The following is a 17,266-nucleotide window of genomic DNA, read 5'->3' on the forward strand; positions in this document are numbered from 1 at the left end:
GATCGAAACGGGTTCCCTCCCGCCCCGGCAAGAGCGGGAGAGCCCTGTTTTCCAGGCCTCAGTAGCGCTTCGGCTTGCCGGCCGGCTTGCCGCCGGTGAAGCCGCTCTTGAAGCCGCCACCGCGCTTGAAGTTGCCGCCGGCCGCGCCCGGGCCCTTGCGCGGGCCGGCGGGGCGCGCCGTCGCGTCGCGCGGCTTGAACGGGCGCGGGCCATCGCTGCGCAGGCCGAGCGGCTTCTTCTCGACGCCGCCACGCTCGCCGCCCTTGTCGAAGGGCTTCTTGTCGAACGACTTCTTCTCGAAGGGTCCTTTATCGAATGCGCGTTTCTCGAACGGCTTGCTCTCGAAGCGGCTGCCGCTGCCGAACGACTTCCTGGCCGATGCCGGCCTGTCGGCGCGGCGCGGCGCGGCGCTGTCCTCGCCATCGTCGGCGCGCGGCCTGGACTTGAAACTGTGCGGACGCGTGAGCTGGTCGCGGCCGTGTTCGGGGGGCGCGGCGCTGGCGAGCACGATCTGCAGCTGGCGGCCGCAGACCCAGACCTTCTGCAGATCGCTGAACACCTTCCTCGGCATGCCTTCCGGCAGATCGACGAGGCTGTAATCGTCGAAGATCTCGACGCGGCCGATGAACTGGCTGTCGAGGCCGGCTTCGTTGGCGATCGCGCCGACGATGTTGCCCGGCTTGACCTGGTGCGCGTGGCCGACGGCGATGCGATAGGTCTGCATGCCTTCTTCCGGCGCGCCGCGCGGCGGCCGCGGGCGGCGCTCCTCGCGGTCCTCGCGCTGCGCACGCTCGACGCGCGGCGCGCGTTCCTCGCGCGCGGCCGGCGCTGCGTCGGCCGGCTTGCGGAACGCGGCGGGCGCGTAGTCCTCGCGACGCGGGCGCTCGCCGTGCGCGGCCTCGCGGCGCTGCGCGTCCTGCGCGAACGGATTGCTTTCGGGCCGCGAGCTTTCGCGGCGCGCCGGCCTGTCGTCCGGCGCGTCGAGCAGCAGCGGCGCGTCGCCCTGCACGAGACGGCCGAGCGCGGCGGCGATGTCGACCGCCGGTACGCCGTGCTCTTCGGCGTATTCGCTGACGAGCTGGCGGAACGGTTCGAGGCCGCCGCCGGCGATCGCTTCGCCGATCTTGTCCTTGAAGCGCGCCAGGCGCTGGGCGTTGACGGCCTCGACGCTCGGCAGGTCCATCGGCGTCACCGGCTGGCGCGTGGTGCGCTCGATCAGCTTCAGCAGATGGCGCTCGCGCGGCGCGACGAACAAAATCGCTTCACCCGAGCGTCCCGCACGGCCGGTACGACCGATGCGGTGCACATAGCTTTCCGGATCGGTCGGAATGTCGTAGTTGACGACGTGGCCGATGCGCTCGACGTCGATGCCGCGCGCGGCGATGTCGGTGGCGACGACGATGTCGATCTCGCCGCTCTTGAGCTTGGCGATCACGCGCTCGCGCAGCTTCTGCTCCATGTCGCCGTTCAGGGCCGCGGCGTTGAAGCCGCGCGCCGCGAGCTTGTCGGCCAGCTCGACGGTCTCGGCCTTGGTGCGCACGAAGACGATCATGCCGTCGAACGGCTCGGCCTCGAGGATGCGCGTCAGCGCGTCGAGCTTGTGCAGGCCGACCGCGAGCCAGTAGCGCTGGCGCACATTGGTCGCCGTCGTGGTCTTGGCGGCGATCTTCACCTCGACCGGCTCGTGCAGATAGGTCTGCGCGATGCGGCGGATCGGCGGCGGCATGGTCGCCGAGAACAAGGCGACCTGGCGCGAGTCCGGCGTCGCCTTGATGATGGCCTCGATGTCCTCGACGAAGCCCATCTTCAGCATCTCGTCGGCCTCGTCGAGGACCAGGTAGCGGACCTGCGAGAGGTCCAGCGTGCCGCGCTTCAGATGGTCGAGGACGCGGCCGGGCGTGCCGACCACGATGTGCACGCCGCGGCGCAGCGCCGACAGCTGCGGGCCGTAGCTCTGGCCGCCGTAGATCGGCAGCACGTGGAAGCCGGGCAGGTTGGCGGCATAGCGCTGGAAGGCCTCGGCGACCTGGATCGCCAGCTCGCGCGTCGGCGCCAGCACCAGGGCCTGCGGCGCGCGCTGGCCCCAGTCGAGGCGCGAGAGGATCGGCAGCGCGAAGGCGGCGGTCTTGCCGGTACCGGTCTGCGCCTGGCCGAGCACGTCCTGGCCGTCGAGCAGATGCGGGATGGTCTGCGCCTGGATCGGCGAGGGCGTCTCGTAGCCCACGGCATCGAGCGCGGCGAGGACTTCGGGGCTCAGCGCGAGATCGCGAAAGCTGAGCGGGGCGACGGCATCGTCGGACATCGGAACACCTCGGGTGGCCATGCAGCGGCCGGATAATGCGGTGCGTGCGCCGCGAAAACCGCATGAAGGCGGCCTTGCGGTCCGCCAAAAGGGCGCGAATTCTACTCGCTTGCGGCCGACCGCGCCCGCGGCCCGTTCACCAGATCGTGCGCCCGGGCAACAGTCCGCGCAATTCCGCGTCCGTCAGATCGCGCCACTGGCCGGGCTTCAGGGTGCCGAGCCGGATGTTGACGATGCGCACGCGCTGCAGGCGCCGCACCTTGCAGTCGAAGACTTCGCACATGCGGCGGATCTGCCGGTTGAGGCCCTGCGTGAGGACGATGCGGAAGGTGTTGGCGGAGACCTTCTCGACGCGGCAGGGCTTGGTCTTCACCTCCAGCACCGGCAGCCAGACGCCGGCCGCCATGCCGCGCACGAACTCCGGCGTCACCGGCCGGTCGATCGTCACCAGGTATTCCTTCTCGTGGTTGTTCTCCGAGCGCAGGATCTCGTTGACGATGTCGCCGTTGCTGGTCAGCAGGATCAGGCCGTCGGAATCCTTGTCGAGGCGGCCGATCGGGAAGATGCGTTCCGTGTGGCCGACGAAGTCGACGATGTTGCCGGCGACGTGGCGCTCCGTCGTGCAGGTGATGCCGACCGGCTTGTTGAGCGCGAGGTAGACGCGCCGCGTGACGTGCTCGGCGCCGCGCGCGCGGCCGCGCACCGGCCGGCCGTCGACGCGCACCTCGTCGGCCTCGCCGACCTGCTGGCCGAGTTCGACCGGCTTGCCGTTGATCGTCACGCGGCCGGCGGCGATCAGCGCATCGGCCTCGCGGCGCGAACAGAGGCCGGTTTCGCTGATGTATTTGTTGAGGCGCATCGCGGATGACTCGTCGGACGCATCGCTGCGGATGGCGCGCATGCTAAGGCGGCGCCCGGCGGCGCGCCACGTGCGGAGCGTGGTTGCGGGCATGGTCCCGGTGCGCGTCGCGCCTGCGCTCGCCGCGGTGCGGCACTCAGCCGCGCAGCAGGGCCGCCGCGGCGCGCAGGTCGTCGGTCAGCTGGCGTCGCGCACGCTCGCGGGCATCGGCGTCGGGCTGGCGCAGCACGGAGGAGGGGTGGATCGTGGCGATCGCGTGCTTCGCCAATGCGCTCGGCAAGGCGCGGCCGTGGTCGACCGTCACGCGCACGCCGCGGCCGAGCAGGGCCTGCGCCGCGGTGGCGCCGAGGCAGACCAGCAGCTCGGGCCTGATCTGCTCCAGCTCGGCGTCGAGCCAGGGCCGGCAAGCCCGCTGCTCGGCGGCGTTGGGCTTGCTGTGCATGCGCCGCTTGCCGCGCGGCTGCCACTTGAAGTGCTTGACCGTATTGCTGACGTAGCAGTCGGCGCGGTCGATGCCGGCAGCGCGCAGGGCGGCGTCGAGCACGCGGCCGGCCGGACCGACGAAGGGGCGGCCTTCGTGATCTTCGTCGTCGCCCGGCTGTTCGCCGACCAGCATGATCCGCGCGCCGCGCCGGCCTTCGCCGAACACGGCCTGCGTGGCGCGCGCATGGAGCGCGCAGCCGCGGCAGTCCTGCGCGGCCTTGCGCAGCGCGGCGAGCGAACGGCGCGCCGGCAGGAAGGCGGCGGCGCCCGCCGTGGCGGACTCGCCGCCGGTGTCGCGGCGTGCCGCTCGGCTGCGCGCGCTCATGCGAGGCGCTCCAGCGGCGCCGGCCAGTCGGCCGCGCGCAGGCCGAGGCGCCGCATGAGGCCGTGCGCGTCGAACGGCGCGTGCACTTTCACATCGTTGTCGAAGAAACAGTAGACGTCGCGGGCACGACGGCGGGGTGCGGCGCCGCCGATGCGGCGCGCGTCACCGTGCTCGCTGCCGCGCCGCCAGGCGTCGATGCGCGCCGCCCAGCGGTCGAGTGCGGCGTCCGCGTAGCCGCTGGCGTACAGCTGCTTGTCGCCGTGCAGGCGCACGTAGACGAAATCGGCGGTGAGGTCCTCGAAGTACGGCCACTTGCCGGCGGTGTCGGCGACCACCGCGGCGATGCCGTGGCGGCGCAGCAGGCGGACGAAGCGCGCGTCGACGAAACTTTCGTGCCGCACTTCGAGCGCGTGGCGCAGGCGCTGCGCCGGATCGAGCGCCAGCCGCGCGCGACCGCGCAGGCGCGCGTCGCGCCGTCGCGCGAGACGCATGGCCGCTTCGCCGTCGCGCGGCAGCAGCGCGAGAAAGGCCTCGAGCTTGCCGGCGTCGAAGCGTTCGGAGGGCGGCAGCTGCCAGAGGAAGGGGCCGAGCTTGTCGCGCAGGTTGAAGATGCCGGAAGCCAGGAAGTTGGCGAGCGCCTGCTCGACGCCGCGCAGGCGCAGGCGATGCGTGATGAAGCGGCTGCCCTTGACGCTGAAGATGAAGCCGGGCGGCGTCTGCGCATACCAGCTCGCGTAGTACTCGGGCTTCTGCAGCGAATAGAACGAGCCGTTCAGCTCGATGCCGCCGAACTGCCGCGAGGCGAAAGCCAGCTCCCGCGCCTGCGTCAGCGTCTTCGGATAGAACACGCCGCGCCAGGGCGCATAGCGCCAGCCCGAAATGCCGATGATCGCCTCGCCCTTCGATGATCTGGCCATGCCATTGCTGAGCGTGGTTGCGCGCCAGAGGTTCCCTGGGACGGCTGGCGTTCAGCTTGCGCGGCCGCGGCGACCGCAGTCGGAGCCCGATGTTTCAGCCGAGGTTCACGCCGCGCGCCGAGCATGGCGAGACAGTGTTCAGGGAGGCAACATGGCGACGGAGCGCAACGTGAAGGATGACCGGGCGCGGCGCTGGCGATGGCTGCGTCGGGCGCTGACCGCACTGTTCCTCGGGCTGGTCGGCTGGCTGGTGGTGTCGCGGGCGCTGGCGATCGACTGGACGCGCGTCGGCCAGTCGCTGCGCGAGATGCGCCCGCTCGCGCTGTGCAGCGCCGCGGCGCTGGCCACCGCCAGCTACGCGATCTACGCCTGCTTCGACTGGTTCGCGCGCATCTACACGAAACAGGTGCCGAAGCTGCGCCAGTTCGAGATCGCCTGGGTCAGCTACGCCTTCAACCTCAATCTCGGCTCGCTGATCGGCAGCGTCGGCTTCCGCTACCGGCTCTACGCGCGCTCCGGCGTCGAGCCGCAGGCCATCGCGCGCATCGTCGCCACCAGCATGATCACCAACTGGAGCGGCTACTTCCTGCTCGGCGGCCTGGTCTTCGCCGCGCGCGCCGTCGATCTGCCGCCGCGCTGGGAGATCGGCGCCGTCGGCCTGCAGCTGGTCGGCATCGGCATGCTGCTGCTGCTCGCCGGCTATCTCGTGCTCTGCGCGCGCCGCCATGAGCGGCCCTGGCGCTGGCGCCAGCACGAGGTCGTGCTGCCGTCGCCGCGCCGCGCGCTGGCGCAGATCGGCGCCTCCTCGCTCAACTGGCTGGCGATCGCCGCGACGATCTGGGTGCTGCTGCCCGAGCACGTCGGCTTCGCCGCGGTGCTGACCGTGTTCCTGCTCAGCAGCGTGGCCGGCGCCATGGCGCACGTGCCCGGCGGGCTCGGCGTGCTCGAAGCGGTGTTCCTGGCGCTGCTCGGCGACGAAGTGCCGGAGCACGACCTGATCGCCGGCCTGCTCGCCTTCCGCGCGTTCTACTACCTGATCCCGCTGGCGCTGGCGCTCGCGCTGTACGTGTGGATCGAGATTCGCGGCCGCCGCGGCGGTGCGCGCCGGCCGGCGAAACGCCGCCGGCCGGTCAGCGCCCGGGCCGCCCGCCGCGAAGCGCTCAGTGGCGGAAACCCTTGACGCGCACCTTGAAGTCCATCGCCGGCCCCGGCGTCGGCGCGGTCTTGGTCTTCAGCTGGTAGTCGGGCGATTCGAGTTCGAGATCGAGCTTGTAGAAGACGCGCGCCATCGACAGCGCGATCTGCACTTCGGCGAGGCTCTTGCCCAAGCAGGTGTGCGGGCCGCGGCCGTATGGCGAGTAGGCGCCGGGCTGCAGGTGCTCGGCGCGCGGCTTGGCGTAGCGGTCGATGTCGAACTTCTGCGGCTCCGGCCAGAACTCTTCCATGAAGTGCGGCACCGAGGTGCCGATGTAGATCATCTCGCCTTCGCGGATCTGGTGGCCGTCGAACACGAAGTCGCGGGTCGCGGTGCGCATCTGCGCGACGGCGATCGGATAGAGGCGCATGGTTTCCATGATCGCCCCCTGCAGCGAAGGCAGGCGCTTGAGCAGGGCGTCCTCGTCGACCGCGCCCTCGGCGAACAGCGCGTCGACCTCGGCCTGCACGCGCGCCAGCACGCCCGGATGCTTGAGCACGGTGTAGACGATCGCCGCCGTGGTGTTGGCGACGGTGTCGAGGCCGGCGACGTAGGGCCCGGTCAGCGTCACGATCAGATCGCTGGCCGGCATCACGTCCGGCGTCTCGATGTGCGCCGCCATGATGTCGTCGATCAGGTTGCGCTCCTCCGGCTTGATCCGGGTGTAGCGTGCCTTGGCCTCGGCGATCATCTTCTGGCCCAACTCGAAGACGCGCGCCTTGGCCTTCTTGTAGACCGGCCGCTTGAGCAGGATCTTCGGCCGCTGCCGCGTCACCAGCACATTGAGAATGTGCAGGATGGTGATGCGGATGTCGCGCACGTATTCCAGCGGCGCGGCGCCGGTGAGGATGGTGCCGAGCTGGTCGACGACCATGTACTGCATCGCCTCGACCACCGGCACCCTCTTGCCGGCCGGCCAGTCGCGCGCGAAGCAGCGGTCGGTGATCTCGATCAGCTCGTTGTAGCGGCCCTTGATCGATTCCTTCGAATAGCCGCGGCGCATGATGTCGCGCAGCTGCTTGTGCGCCTCGCCGTCCTCGCTGGTCAGGGTGCGCGTGGCGCCGTACTCGTTGATCAGGCCTTCCCAGAATTCGCGCGAACGCAGCGATTCCTTGCCTTCGCGCGTGCCGAGGAAGTTCGCCGCCTCGGGGCCGGCGATCAGCACGTAGTCCTGGCCGAGCATGCTCAGCCGGCACACCGGCCCGTACCGGCGATAGCAGTCGAGGAAGAAGCGCGCGGGGTCCCTGGCCATGCCGAGCACGCTGCCGAGCAGCGGCAGGCCGGGAACCTTGGGCGTTTCACGAAGGGCGAGGCTGGGCGTGGCGGTATTCACGATGAGGTCCGGCGAGGGCGGGCGGGCGGAGCCCGGATCGCGTCCTTGTAGCAGAGGCGCCGCGAGGCCAACTCGTCCGAGCGGGGGAGGCTGCGCCGCCGCGCGCGGGCTCATGTCGCCTGCGGCTGTGTATAGTCGCAAGCCTGCCGAGGCGCTGGCGCGACGCTTGCAGGCACATGCGGGACTCGAAAGCACAGGGAGTGCGAGGGCATGAGCAGGTTTTTCGGAATTCTCGTCGGCGTGATCCTTCTGGCCGGCATCGGCGTGATCGCCTGGTATCACCTGCATGGTGACTTCGATGCCGAGCCGGCGCCGGCCGCGGCACCCGCGCCGGCCGCGTCGGCGTCGCCGCCGCCCGAACCGGCGCCGGCCACCGCAGCGGAGCTGCGCGTGCCGGACGAGGCGTCGTCGTCGCCGGCCTTGGTGCTGCCGCCGCTCGCCGAGAGCGACGTGGCGATGCGCAACGAACTCGAAGCGCTGGTCGGTCGCGCGCCGATCGAATCGTTCCTGATCCCGCTGCAGATCGTGCGCCGCTGGGTGGCCTTCATCGACAGCCTCGATCGCGACGGCGTGCCGCTGCAGCGGCGGCCGGCGAAGGCGGTGTCCGGCCGGCCGGCCGTCGAGACCGGCAGCGATGGCCGGCTGCAGCTCGGTGCCGCCAACGCGCAGCGCTACCAGAGCTATATCGCCGTGCTGCAGGCGATCGACGCGCAGAAGCTGGTCGGCTTCTACTTCCGCTATTACCCGCTGTTCCAGCAGGCCTATGACGAGCTCGGCTACGGCGACGGCGCCTACTTCAACACGCGCCTGCTCGAAGTCATCGATCACCTGCTCGCCACGCCGCAGGTCGAAGGCCCGATCGCCCTCGTGCAGCCCAAGGTGCTCTACCAGTTCGCCGACCCGGAACTGGAATCGCGCTCCTTCGGCCAGAAGATGCTGATCCGCATGGGCGCCGACAACGCCGCGGCGGTGAAAGCCAAGCTGCGCGAGATTCGCGCCGCCATCGTCGCCCGTGCCCGGCCGGCCGCCGGTCCCGGCTGAGCGGTCGCGCATCTGGCGACGCGCGGCGCGCATCTGGCAAAGTGCAGTTCCTTGACGGAGTCTGTGCCATGACTATCGCGTCTTTCCGCGCAGCGCCGCGCGGCGTCGTTTCCGGCCTGCTGGCGGCCTGCGTGCTCGCCGCCTGCGCCTCGTCGCCCTCCGCTTCCAGGCCGAAGACGCTCGACGACAAGCTCGCCGAGCGCGGCTACAAGCTCGGCGGCGACATCGACCGCATCCAGAACTGGAGCATCGACGGCTGGAGCTACATCGACGACGAGCACGTCGTGTTCAATGCCGGTCCGTCGCGCGACTATCTCGTCACCGTGCTGATGCCGTGCAACGGCCTGTCGAGCGCCAACACCATCGGCTTCAGCACGACGGTGAGCGCCGTCACCAAGTTCGACAAGCTCGTCGTGCGCAACACCGGGTTCACCGACCAGTGCCCGATCCGCGAGCTGCACGAGCTGAAGCGCGTCAAGAAAGCTTCGTGAGCGGCGGCGCGGCGCGGCCGCGCGTGCTGCAGGTCGGTCGGCCCGCTGATGCCCCCGCTCGAGGCCACGCTGGCCGCGGAGTTCGAACTGGGCGCCTTGTGGCGCGAGTCCGACGCCGATGCCTGGCTCGCCGCGCACGGCCACCCATTCGACGGCCTGGTGACCTCGGTGTGGGGCTCGACAACGTCGTGCTGCTGCCGCACATCGGCAGCGCCGCCGCGGAGACGCGGCAGGCGATGGCCGAGCTGACGCTCGCCAATCTGCGCGCCTTCTTTCGCGAAGGTCGCCTGCTGACGCCGGTCCTCGACTGAAGGGCCGCGCGTCGAGCGCTGCTCAGTCTTCGTCCGCCGCGGCGTGCCAGCCGCCGCCGAGCGCCTGGATCAGCGCCACCGCCGTCGTCTGCCGGTCGAGCGCCGCCTGGATCAGCGCGCTGCGCGCGCTCGCCGCCGAGGCCTGCGCGGTGACGACGTCGCTGAAGGTGATCTGCCCGGCCTTGTACTGGTTGAGGATCTGCCGCTCGTTCTCGTCGGCGACTTCCGACGCCTGCCGGCGCAGCGCGTACTGCGTCTCCAGCACGCGCGTCGCCGTCAGCTGGTCCTCGACGTCCTGGAAGGCGCTGAGCGTCAGCTGCCGGTAGTTGGCGACGGCAGCGTCGTAGGCGGCGCGCGCCTGCGCGACCTGCGCCTTGCGCGCGCCGAAGTCGAGCAGGGTCTCGCTGGCCGACACGCCGAGCGACCACAGCATCGTCGAGCTGTCGAACAGATCCTTGATATGCGAGGCGCTGCTGCCGTAGGAACCGGACAGCGGGAAGCTGGGGAACCACGCCGCCTGGGCGATGCCGACGCTGGCATTGGCGGCGGCAACCTTGCGTTCCGCGGCGGCGATGTCGGGGCGCCGCTGCAGCAGCACGGACGGCAGCAGCAGCGGCACCTCGGGCACCACGCCGTTCCACTCGGCCGGCGCCAGGCTGAAGTCGGCCGGCGCCTTGCCGACCAGCACGGCGATCGCGTGCTCGAGCGTCGCCCGCGTCTGCCGCAGGCCTTCGAGCGTCGCCTGCGCGTTGTACAGCTGCGTCTGCGCGCTGAGCACGTCGGTGCGCGGCGCGACGCCGGCGGCGTAGCGGTTCTGCGCGATCGTCAGCGAGCGCTGGTAGCCGTCGACGGTGGCCTGCTGCAGGGCGATCTCGGCGTCCGCCTCGCGCAGCGACAGGTAATTCGTCACCAGCTCGCCCTGCGCGGCGAGCCGGGCGGCGGCGAGATCGGCGGCGCTCGCCTCGGCGCTGGCGCGCGCGTTCTCGACGCTGCGCCGCAGGCGGCCCCAGACGTCCGGCTCCCAGCTCGCGCCGATGCTCGACTGATAGCGGTTGCGGACGCCGCCGCCCTGCGAGACGGTGCCGCCGGTGACCACGCCGGTATTGCTCGACTTGCTGCCCGAGCGCGTCACGCCGCCGCTGAGATCGACCACCGGGAACAGCGCGGCGCGCTGCTCGCGCACCATGGCGCGTGCCTGCGCGTATGCCGCCTGCGCGGCGGCGATGTTCTGGTTCGAGACCTCGACCTGCTTCGCCATCTCGTCGAGCTGCGCGTCGCCGAACAATTCCCACCAGGCACCGCGATCGATGGCGTCGCCCGGCGCTGCCGGATGCCAGTCGGCGCCGGCTTCCTTGAAATGGTCCGCCCGCATCGCCACGTCCGGGCGCCGGTAGTCGGGGCCGATCGCGCAGGCGGACAGCGCCGCCGATACGGCGAGTGTGGCGGCAAGGGCGCCGTGGAAGGCGGAGTGGGCGGGGGTCGGCATGCGCTTCATCGTTCGTTCGCGACTTTCGGTTCATTGGTGACGACGCGGCTGAGCAGATGCTCGTCGGCGCGGCGACGGCGCAGCTTGTCGAGATAGACGTAGACGACCGGCGTGGTCAGCAGGGTCAGTAGCTGGCTGGCGATCAGGCCGCCGATGATCGCCACGCCGAGCGGCTGGCGCAGCTCCGAGCCTTCGCCGAAGCCGATCGCCAGCGGCAGCGCGCCGAGGATCGCCGCCAGCGTCGTCATCAGGATCGGCCGGAAGCGTAGCAGGCAGGCCTCGCGCACCGCCTCGACGGCGTCGAGGCCGCGCGCGCGCTCGGCGTCGAGTGCGAAATCGATGATGAGGATGGCGTTCTTCTTGACGATGCCGATCAGCAGGAACACGCCGATCAGCGCGATCAGCGAGAATTCCATCCTGAACATCAGCAGCGCGAGGATGGCGCCGACGCCGGCCGAGGGCAGCGTCGTCAGCACCGTCACCGGATGGATGTAGCTCTCGTAGAGAATGCCGAGCACGATGTAGATGACGAGGATCGCCAGCGCGATCAGGAACGGCTGGTTGTTCTGCGACTGCTGGTAGGCCGAGGCGGTGCCGGCGAAGGCGCCGGCGATCGAGGTCGGCATGCCGATGTTCGCCTCCGCGCGCTTCACCGCTTCCCGCGCCTGCGACAGCGTCACGCCCTCGTCGAGATTGAACGATACGGTGATCGCCAGCGCCGCGTCCTGGTGATTGATCTGCGCGGCGGCGGCGCGCTCGCGGAACGTCGCGATCGCCGACAGCGGCACCATGGCGCTGACCGCGGTGCTCAGCGCCTTGCCGGTCGAGGGATCGCGCAAGGACGGGTTCGCCGAATCGGCGGCGTCGGTGTGCGTGGCGTCGGCCGGCACGTAGACGTCCTTCAGCGCCGACGGTCCCTGCGTATAGGCCGGCGCGCTTTCGAGAATCACCTTGTACTGGTTCAGCTCTTCGTAGATCGTCGAGGCCGAGCGCTGGCCGAAGGCGTTGTACAGGGCGTTGTCGATGTCCTTGTTGCTGATGCCGAAGCGCGCCGCCGCGTCGCGGTCGATGTCGACATAGGCTTCGACGCCGTTGTCCTGCTGGTCGGAATTGACGTCGCTGATGCCGGGCTGCTGCGCGAGCTCGGCGACCAGCTTGTCGGACCACAGCTTGAGCTGCTCGCGGTCGTCGCCCTTGAGCGTGTACTGGTAGCCGGCGTTCGCCGAACGCGCGCCCATGCGCAGATCCTGCACCGGCTGGAGGAAGGCGTTGACGCCGATCATCGCCGACAGCGTCGGCCGCAGGCGCGCGATCACCTCGAGGCCGGTCGACTTGCGCTCGCCCTTCGGTTTGAGCGTCACCATCAGGAAGCCGCCGCCGGCGCGCGAGCCGCCGGTGAAGCCGACCACGTTCTGCACGTCGGGATCGGCGCCGATGGTGTCGACGATCTGCTGCAGCTTCTGCGACATCGCCTGGAAGGAAATGCTCTGGTCGGCCCGCAGCATGCCCATGATCTGGCCATTGTCCTGCTGCGGGAAGAAGCCTTTCGGCGCGGCCTTGAACAGATAGACGTTCAGCGCGACGACGGCGCCGAGGATCAGCACGACGAGCAGGCGCGCCGACAGCGCCCAGTCGAGCTGGCGCTCGTACTGGCGCAGCAGGACCGCGAAGCCTCGCTCCGCCCAGCGCGCCAGGCGGCCGGGCGCCTTGTGCGGCGCGCCGGGCCTGAGCAGCCAGGCGCAGAGCATCGGCGTCGTCGTCAGCGAGATCAGCAGCGAAATCAGCACCGCCGCCGACAGCGTCACCGCGAACTCGCGGAACAGGCGGCCGACCTGGCCGCCGAGGAACAGCAGCGGGATGAACACCGCGACCAGCGACAGGCTGATCGACAGCACCGTGAAGCCGACTTCGCGCGCGCCGAGCAGCGCCGCCTCGAAGCGGCGCATGCCGGCTTCGATGTGGCGCGTGGTGTTCTCGAGCACGACGATGGCGTCGTCGATGACGAAGCCGGTGGCGATGGTGATCGCCATCAGCGACAGATTGTTCAGCGAGAAGCCGAGCAGGTACATGACGCCGAAGGTGCCGAGCAGCGACACCACGGTGGCGAACGCCGGAATCAGCGTCGCGCGCAGATCGCGCAGGAACACGCTGACGACCAGCACGACCAGCGCGACCGAGACCAGCAGCGTGACCTCGATCTCGTGCAGCGACGCGCGGATCGAGCGCGTGCTGTCGGAGGCCACCGTCATCCTGATGTCGGTCGGCAGTTCGGCCTGCAGCACCGGCACCAGCGCGCGCACCGCGTCGACGGTCTGGATGACGTTGGCACCGGGCTTCTTGCGCAGCAGCACGATCACCGCCGGCCGGCCGTTGAACAGGCCGAGCGTGCGCGCGTCCTCGGGGCCGTCGCTGATCGTCGCCACGTCGCCGAGCCGCACCGGCGCATCGTTGCGCCAGGCGACGACGAGCTGGCGGTATTCGTCGGTGTTGCGCCCGGCGAGATCGGTGTAGATCTGGAAATGCCGGTCGTCGCCTTCCAGCGCGCCCTTCGGGCGGTTGGCGTTGGCGGCCTCGATCGCGGCGCGGATGTCTTCCAGGCTGATGCCGTACTTGTTGAGCTGGAACGGCAGCATGTCGATGCGGATCGCCGGCAGCGAACCGCCGCCGACCTCGACGTCGCCGACGCCGTCGACCTGCGCGAGACGCTGCTGCACCAGATTCGACACGGCTTCGTAGATCTGCTGCGGCGTCTTCGATGCCGAGGTCAGGGCGATGACCATCATCGGCGCGTCGGCCGGATTCGCCTTGCGGTAGGTCGGGTTGCTCTTCAGCGTCGCCGGCAGGTCGGCGCGCGAGGCGTTGAGCGCGGCCTGCACCTCGCGCGCCGCGGAATCGATGTCGCGGTTCAGATCGAACTGCATCGAGATCTGCGTCGAGCCGTTCGAGCTGCGCGAGGTCAGCTCGTTGACGCCGGCGATGATGCCGAGCCGGCGTTCCAGCGGCGTGGCGACGCTGGTCGCCATGGTGTCCGGGCTGGCGCCGGGCAGCGAGGCGTTGACCTGGATCACCGGAAAATCGACCTGCGGCAGCGGCGCGACCGGCAGCGCGAAGAAGCCGCCGATGCCGGCCAGGGCGATGCCCAGCGTCAGCAGCATCGTGCCGATCGGGCGGCGGACGAAGAGCGTCGAGAGGTTCATGGCGATACACCCGTCGCGACCAAGCGTTCCCTCTCCCGCTTGCGGGAGAGGGCAAGGGAGAAGGCCGCTTGCGCAGCAAGCGGAAGCTCGCCGCGCCGCGCGCACTTCGTGCCCGCGCCCTCTCCCCAACCCCTCTCCCACGTGGTGGGAGAGGGGCTCGCATCAGCGATCGCGGGCATGGGTGGTGGCGCGTACCGGGTCATGCCTCGCTCGGTTCCACGCCGTCACCAGCATCGGTATCGATCTCGCGCCGCGGCACCGGCTGGTCTTCGCGATGTCCGGCCAGTTTCTCGAAGGCGAGATAGATCACCGGCGTCGTGAACAGCGTCAGCAGCTGGCTGACGATGAGGCCGCCGAAGATGGCGAGGCCCAGCGGACGGCGCAGCTCGGAGCCTTCGCCGAAGCCAAGCATCAGCGGCACGGCGGCGAACAGCGCGGCCAGCGTCGTCATCAGGATCGGCCGGAAGCGCAGCAGCGCCGCCTGGTGGATCGCCGCGCGCGGCGCCAGGTTCTGCTCGCGCTGCGCGTCGATCGCGAAGTCGATCATCATGATGGCGTTCTTCTTGACGATGCCGATCAGCAGGATGATGCCGATGATGCCGATCACGCCGAGATCGTTGCCGGTCGCCAGCAGCGCCAGCAGCGCGCCGATGCCGGCCGAGGGCAGCGTCGAGAGGATCGTCAGCGGATGCACGAAGCTCTCGTAGAGCACGCCGAGCACGATGTAGACGCAGACCACGGCGGCGAGGATCAGCCACAGCGTGCTCGACAGCGAGGACTCGTAGGCGCTCGCCGCGCCGAGGAAGCTGAGGGTGATGCCGGTCGGCAGGCCGATGTCCTTCGCGGCGCCGCGGATCGCGTCGACGGCGTGGCCGAGCGAGACGCCGTCGGCGGTGTCGAAGCCGATCGTCGCCGCCGGGTACTGGGCGACGTGCGTGACCTGCAGCGGCGCGTCCTCCTCGCGGATCGTCGAGATCGCCGACAGCGGCGTCGGCCCGCCGCTGCCCTTGAGGTGCAGCAGGCCGAGATTGTCCGGCTGCGTGAGCAGGCCGGGCCGGCCTTCGAGGATGACGCGGTACTGGTTGGTCTCGGTGAAGATCGTCGAGACGATGCGCTGGCCGAAGGCGCTGTACAGCGCGTCGTTGAGCGTCGAGGCGGTGATGGCCAGGCGCGAGGCCGAGTCGCGGTCGAGCCTGATGTAGGCGGCGCGGCCGGTGGCGCCGGCGTCGGTCGTCGCGTGCTGCACGGCATCGAGCTTCTGCATCGCCGCCGTCAGCTTCTGCGCCCAGTCGGCGACCTGGCCGGTATCGGCACCTTCGAGCGAGAGGCGGTACTGCGTCGGCCCGGTCTCGGCGTCGATCGTCAGATCCTGCGTCGGCTGCAGCCAGACCTTGACGCCCGGCACCTGCTCGATGCGCTCGCGCAGGCGTTTCATGATCGCGGCCTGCGAACCGGCGCGATCGCGCTTGAGATTGATCAGCATGCGGCCGCTCTGCAGCATGGTGTTGTTGGCGGCGTCGACGCCGATGAACGAGCTGAGATTCTCCACCGCCGGATCGGCGAGCACGGCCGCCGCCGCGCGCTGCTGCAGCGCCGCCATGCGCGCGTAGGAGATCGAGCTGTCCATCTCGGTGCGCGCCTGCAGCTGGCCGGTGTCCTGCGTCGGGAACAGGCCCTTGGGCATGAACACGTAGAGCAGGGCGGTCAGCACGAAGGTCGCCAGCGCCAGCCACAGCGTCGCGCGCTGGCGCTCGAGCACGTAGAGCAGGCCGCGGTCGTAGCGGGCGATGACGCGGTCGAAGAAGGCCTGCACCTTGCGGCCCAGCGCGTTGTCGCCGGTGTCGTGGCGCAGCCAGCGCGCGGCGAGCATCGGCACCAGGGTCAGCGACACCACCGCCGAGATCAGGATGGTGATGGCCAGCGTCACCGCGAACTCGCGGAACAGGCGGCCGATCACGTCTTCCATGAACAGCAGCGGGATCAGCACGGCGATCAGCGACACCGTCAGCGAGATGATGGTGAAGCCGATCTGCCGCGCGCCCTTGAGCGCCGCCGCGAACGGCCTCTCGCCCTTCTCGATGTAGCGCGAGATGTTTTCGAGGGTGACGATGGCGTCGTCGACGACGAAGCCGGAGGCGATCGTCAGCGACATCAGCGACAGGTTGTTGAGGCTGTAGCCGAGCAGGTACATGACGCCGCAGCTGCCGATCAGCGAGATCGGCACGGCGAGGCTGGCGATGATCGTCGCCTGCAGGCTGTGCAGGAAGAAGAAGATCACCAGCACGACCATGAGCACGGCCAGCACCAGCTCGATCTGCACGTGCTCGACCGAGGCGCGGATGCCGGTCGTGCGGTCGGCGAGCACCGTGACGTCGACCGAGGCCGGCAGCGAGCTGACCAGCTCCGGCAGGCGCGCCTTGATGGCGTCGACGGTCTTGATGACGTTGGCGCCCGGCTGGCGCTGCACGTTGAGGATGATCGCCGGCTTGTCGCTGGCCCAGGCGCCGAGCCGCGTGTTCTCGGCGCTGGCGACGATGGTCGCGACGTCGGACAGGCGCACCGGCGCGCCATTGGCGTAGGTGAGGACGATGTCCTGGTAGTCGTCGACCGTTTCCAGCTGGTCGTTGGCGTTGATCGTGTACGAGCGGCTCGGGCCGTCGAAGCTGCCCTTGGCGGCGTTGGCGTTGGCGTTGCCGATCGCCGTGCGGATCGACGACAGGTCGATGCCGTATGAGGCGAGCAGCTGGGTGTCGGCCTGGATGCGCATCGCCGGGCGCTGGCCGCCGCTGAGGGTGACGAGGCCGACGCCGTCGACCTGGCTGATCTTCAGCGCCAGGCGCGTGTCGACCAGGCTCTGCACGTCGGTCAGCGGCAGGGTGTCGGAGGTGATCGCCAGCGTCAGCACCGGCGCGTCGGCGGGGTTGACCTTGGCGTACACCGGCGGCGCCGGCAGGTCGGAGGGCAGCAGCGAGCCGGCGGCGTTCATCGCCGCCTGCACTTCCTGCTCGGCGACGTCGAGCGCGATGCCGAGCGTGAACTGCAGGGTGATGATCGAGGCGCCCGCCGAGCTGACCGAGCTCATGCGCTGCAGGCCCGACATCTCGCCGAGCTGGCGTTCGAGCGGCGCGGTGATGGTCTGGCTCATCACCTCCGGGCTCGCGCCCGGATACAGGGTCTGCACCTGGATCGTCGGGTAGTCGACCTGCGGCAGCGCCGACAGCGGCAGGAAGCGCAGGCCGAGCAGGCCGCCGAGCACGATCGCGGCCATCAGCAGCGTCGTCGCCACCGGCCGCTCGATAAAGGGACGGGAAGGATTCATCGGCGTG

General features: G+C 70.1%; 11 protein-coding genes and 1 pseudogene. 4 read left to right on the forward strand and 8 right to left on the reverse strand.

What is annotated here, in order from left to right; genetic code table 11:
• Nucleotides 1-58: 58 nt before the first annotated feature.
• The 4 genes from K344_RS0109010 to K344_RS0109025 form a co-directional block, all read right to left on the reverse strand.
• Nucleotides 59-2,302 (reverse strand): DEAD/DEAH box helicase, encoded by a 2,244-nt coding sequence (locus K344_RS0109010; RefSeq protein ID WP_028080393.1) that lies wholly within the window; start codon nucleotides 2,300-2,302, stop codon nucleotides 59-61.
• Nucleotides 2,303-2,438: 136 nt separating this feature from the next.
• Entirely contained in the window at nucleotides 2,439-3,203 is a 765-nt protein-coding gene (rluF, locus tag K344_RS0109015) for a 23S rRNA pseudouridine(2604) synthase RluF (protein WP_436278828.1), read from the reverse strand.
• A 94-nt stretch (nucleotides 3,204-3,297) separates the two neighbouring features.
• Nucleotides 3,298-3,969, reverse strand: coding sequence for a UdgX family uracil-DNA binding protein (locus tag K344_RS20950; protein ID WP_051362061.1), 672 nt, complete (start codon nucleotides 3,967-3,969; stop codon nucleotides 3,298-3,300).
• A complete protein-coding gene (locus K344_RS0109025; protein ID WP_028080395.1) occupies nucleotides 3,966-4,886 on the reverse strand; it encodes a DUF72 domain-containing protein in 921 nt (306 codons plus the stop codon). The genes K344_RS20950 and K344_RS0109025 overlap by 4 nt, the downstream gene beginning before the upstream one ends.
• Before the next feature lie 151 nt (nucleotides 4,887-5,037).
• Here K344_RS0109025 and K344_RS20955 point away from each other — a divergent pair, with 151 nt between their 5' ends.
• Complete coding sequence (locus tag K344_RS20955) at nucleotides 5,038-6,066, forward strand: lysylphosphatidylglycerol synthase domain-containing protein (RefSeq protein WP_051362062.1); 1,029 nt, start codon at nucleotides 5,038-5,040, stop codon at nucleotides 6,064-6,066.
• Here K344_RS20955 and K344_RS0109035 read toward each other — a convergent pair.
• Nucleotides 6,047-7,414, reverse strand: a complete 1,368-nt coding sequence (locus tag K344_RS0109035) for a cytochrome P450 (RefSeq protein WP_028080396.1) — start codon at nucleotides 7,412-7,414, stop codon at nucleotides 6,047-6,049. The two genes, K344_RS20955 and K344_RS0109035, sit on opposite strands and share 20 nt — an antisense overlap.
• Nucleotides 7,415-7,624: 210 nt before the next feature.
• On the opposite strand from K344_RS0109035, the gene K344_RS0109040 reads away from it, so the two are divergent.
• From K344_RS0109040 to K344_RS23990, 3 genes and pseudogenes are all read left to right on the forward strand, one after another.
• Complete coding sequence (locus tag K344_RS0109040) at nucleotides 7,625-8,455, forward strand: DUF3014 domain-containing protein (RefSeq protein WP_028080397.1); 831 nt, start codon at nucleotides 7,625-7,627, stop codon at nucleotides 8,453-8,455.
• A 68-nt stretch (nucleotides 8,456-8,523) separates the two neighbouring features.
• A complete protein-coding gene (locus K344_RS0109045; protein ID WP_028080398.1) occupies nucleotides 8,524-8,946 on the forward strand; it encodes a DUF6491 family protein in 423 nt (140 codons plus the stop codon).
• Nucleotides 8,947-9,101: 155 nt separating this feature from the next.
• Nucleotides 9,102-9,257, forward strand: a pseudogene (locus tag K344_RS23990) (2-hydroxyacid dehydrogenase); the annotation flags it as partial.
• 22 nt (nucleotides 9,258-9,279) lie between these two features.
• On the opposite strand, the gene K344_RS0109055 reads toward K344_RS23990, so the two are convergent.
• From K344_RS0109055 to K344_RS0109065, 3 genes are all read right to left on the reverse strand, one after another.
• Nucleotides 9,280-10,743, reverse strand: coding sequence for an efflux transporter outer membrane subunit (locus K344_RS0109055; RefSeq protein ID WP_043114190.1), 1,464 nt, complete (start codon nucleotides 10,741-10,743; stop codon nucleotides 9,280-9,282).
• A gap of 5 nt (nucleotides 10,744-10,748) precedes the next feature.
• Nucleotides 10,749-13,940: an efflux RND transporter permease subunit gene (locus K344_RS0109060; protein WP_028080400.1), complete on the reverse strand. Its 3,192-nt coding sequence runs from the start codon at nucleotides 13,938-13,940 to the stop codon at nucleotides 10,749-10,751.
• A gap of 199 nt (nucleotides 13,941-14,139) precedes the next feature.
• Nucleotides 14,140-17,259 carry an efflux RND transporter permease subunit gene (locus tag K344_RS0109065; RefSeq protein WP_028080401.1) on the reverse strand — a complete coding sequence of 1,040 codons (3,120 nt, stop codon included), beginning with the start codon at nucleotides 17,257-17,259 and terminating at the stop codon, nucleotides 14,140-14,142.
• Nucleotides 17,260-17,266: the final 7 nt, after the last annotated feature.

It is taken from the genome of Solimonas soli DSM 21787, from assembly GCF_000474945.1.
Taxonomy (GTDB): Bacteria; Pseudomonadota; Gammaproteobacteria; order Nevskiales; family Nevskiaceae; genus Solimonas; species Solimonas soli.

Coding starts and splice junctions, on each gene's coding strand:
- K344_RS0109010 (WP_028080393.1), bottom strand. CDS start 2,302: ATGTCCGACGATGCCGTCGCCCCGCTCAGCTTTCGCGATCTCGCGCTG.
- rluF (WP_436278828.1), bottom strand. CDS start 3,203: ATGCGCGCCATCCGCAGCGATGCGTCCGACGAGTCATCCGCGATGCGC.
- K344_RS20950 (WP_051362061.1), bottom strand. CDS start 3,969: ATGAGCGCGCGCAGCCGAGCGGCACGCCGCGACACCGGCGGCGAGTCC.
- K344_RS0109025 (WP_028080395.1), bottom strand. CDS start 4,886: ATGGCCAGATCATCGAAGGGCGAGGCGATCATCGGCATTTCGGGCTGG.
- K344_RS20955 (WP_051362062.1), top strand. CDS start 5,038: ATGGCGACGGAGCGCAACGTGAAGGATGACCGGGCGCGGCGCTGGCGA.
- K344_RS0109040 (WP_028080397.1), top strand. CDS start 7,625: ATGAGCAGGTTTTTCGGAATTCTCGTCGGCGTGATCCTTCTGGCCGGC.
- K344_RS0109045 (WP_028080398.1), top strand. CDS start 8,524: ATGACTATCGCGTCTTTCCGCGCAGCGCCGCGCGGCGTCGTTTCCGGC.
- K344_RS0109055 (WP_043114190.1), bottom strand. CDS start 10,743: ATGCCGACCCCCGCCCACTCCGCCTTCCACGGCGCCCTTGCCGCCACA.
- K344_RS0109060 (WP_028080400.1), bottom strand. CDS start 13,940: ATGAACCTCTCGACGCTCTTCGTCCGCCGCCCGATCGGCACGATGCTG.
- K344_RS0109065 (WP_028080401.1), bottom strand. CDS start 17,259: ATGAATCCTTCCCGTCCCTTTATCGAGCGGCCGGTGGCGACGACGCTG.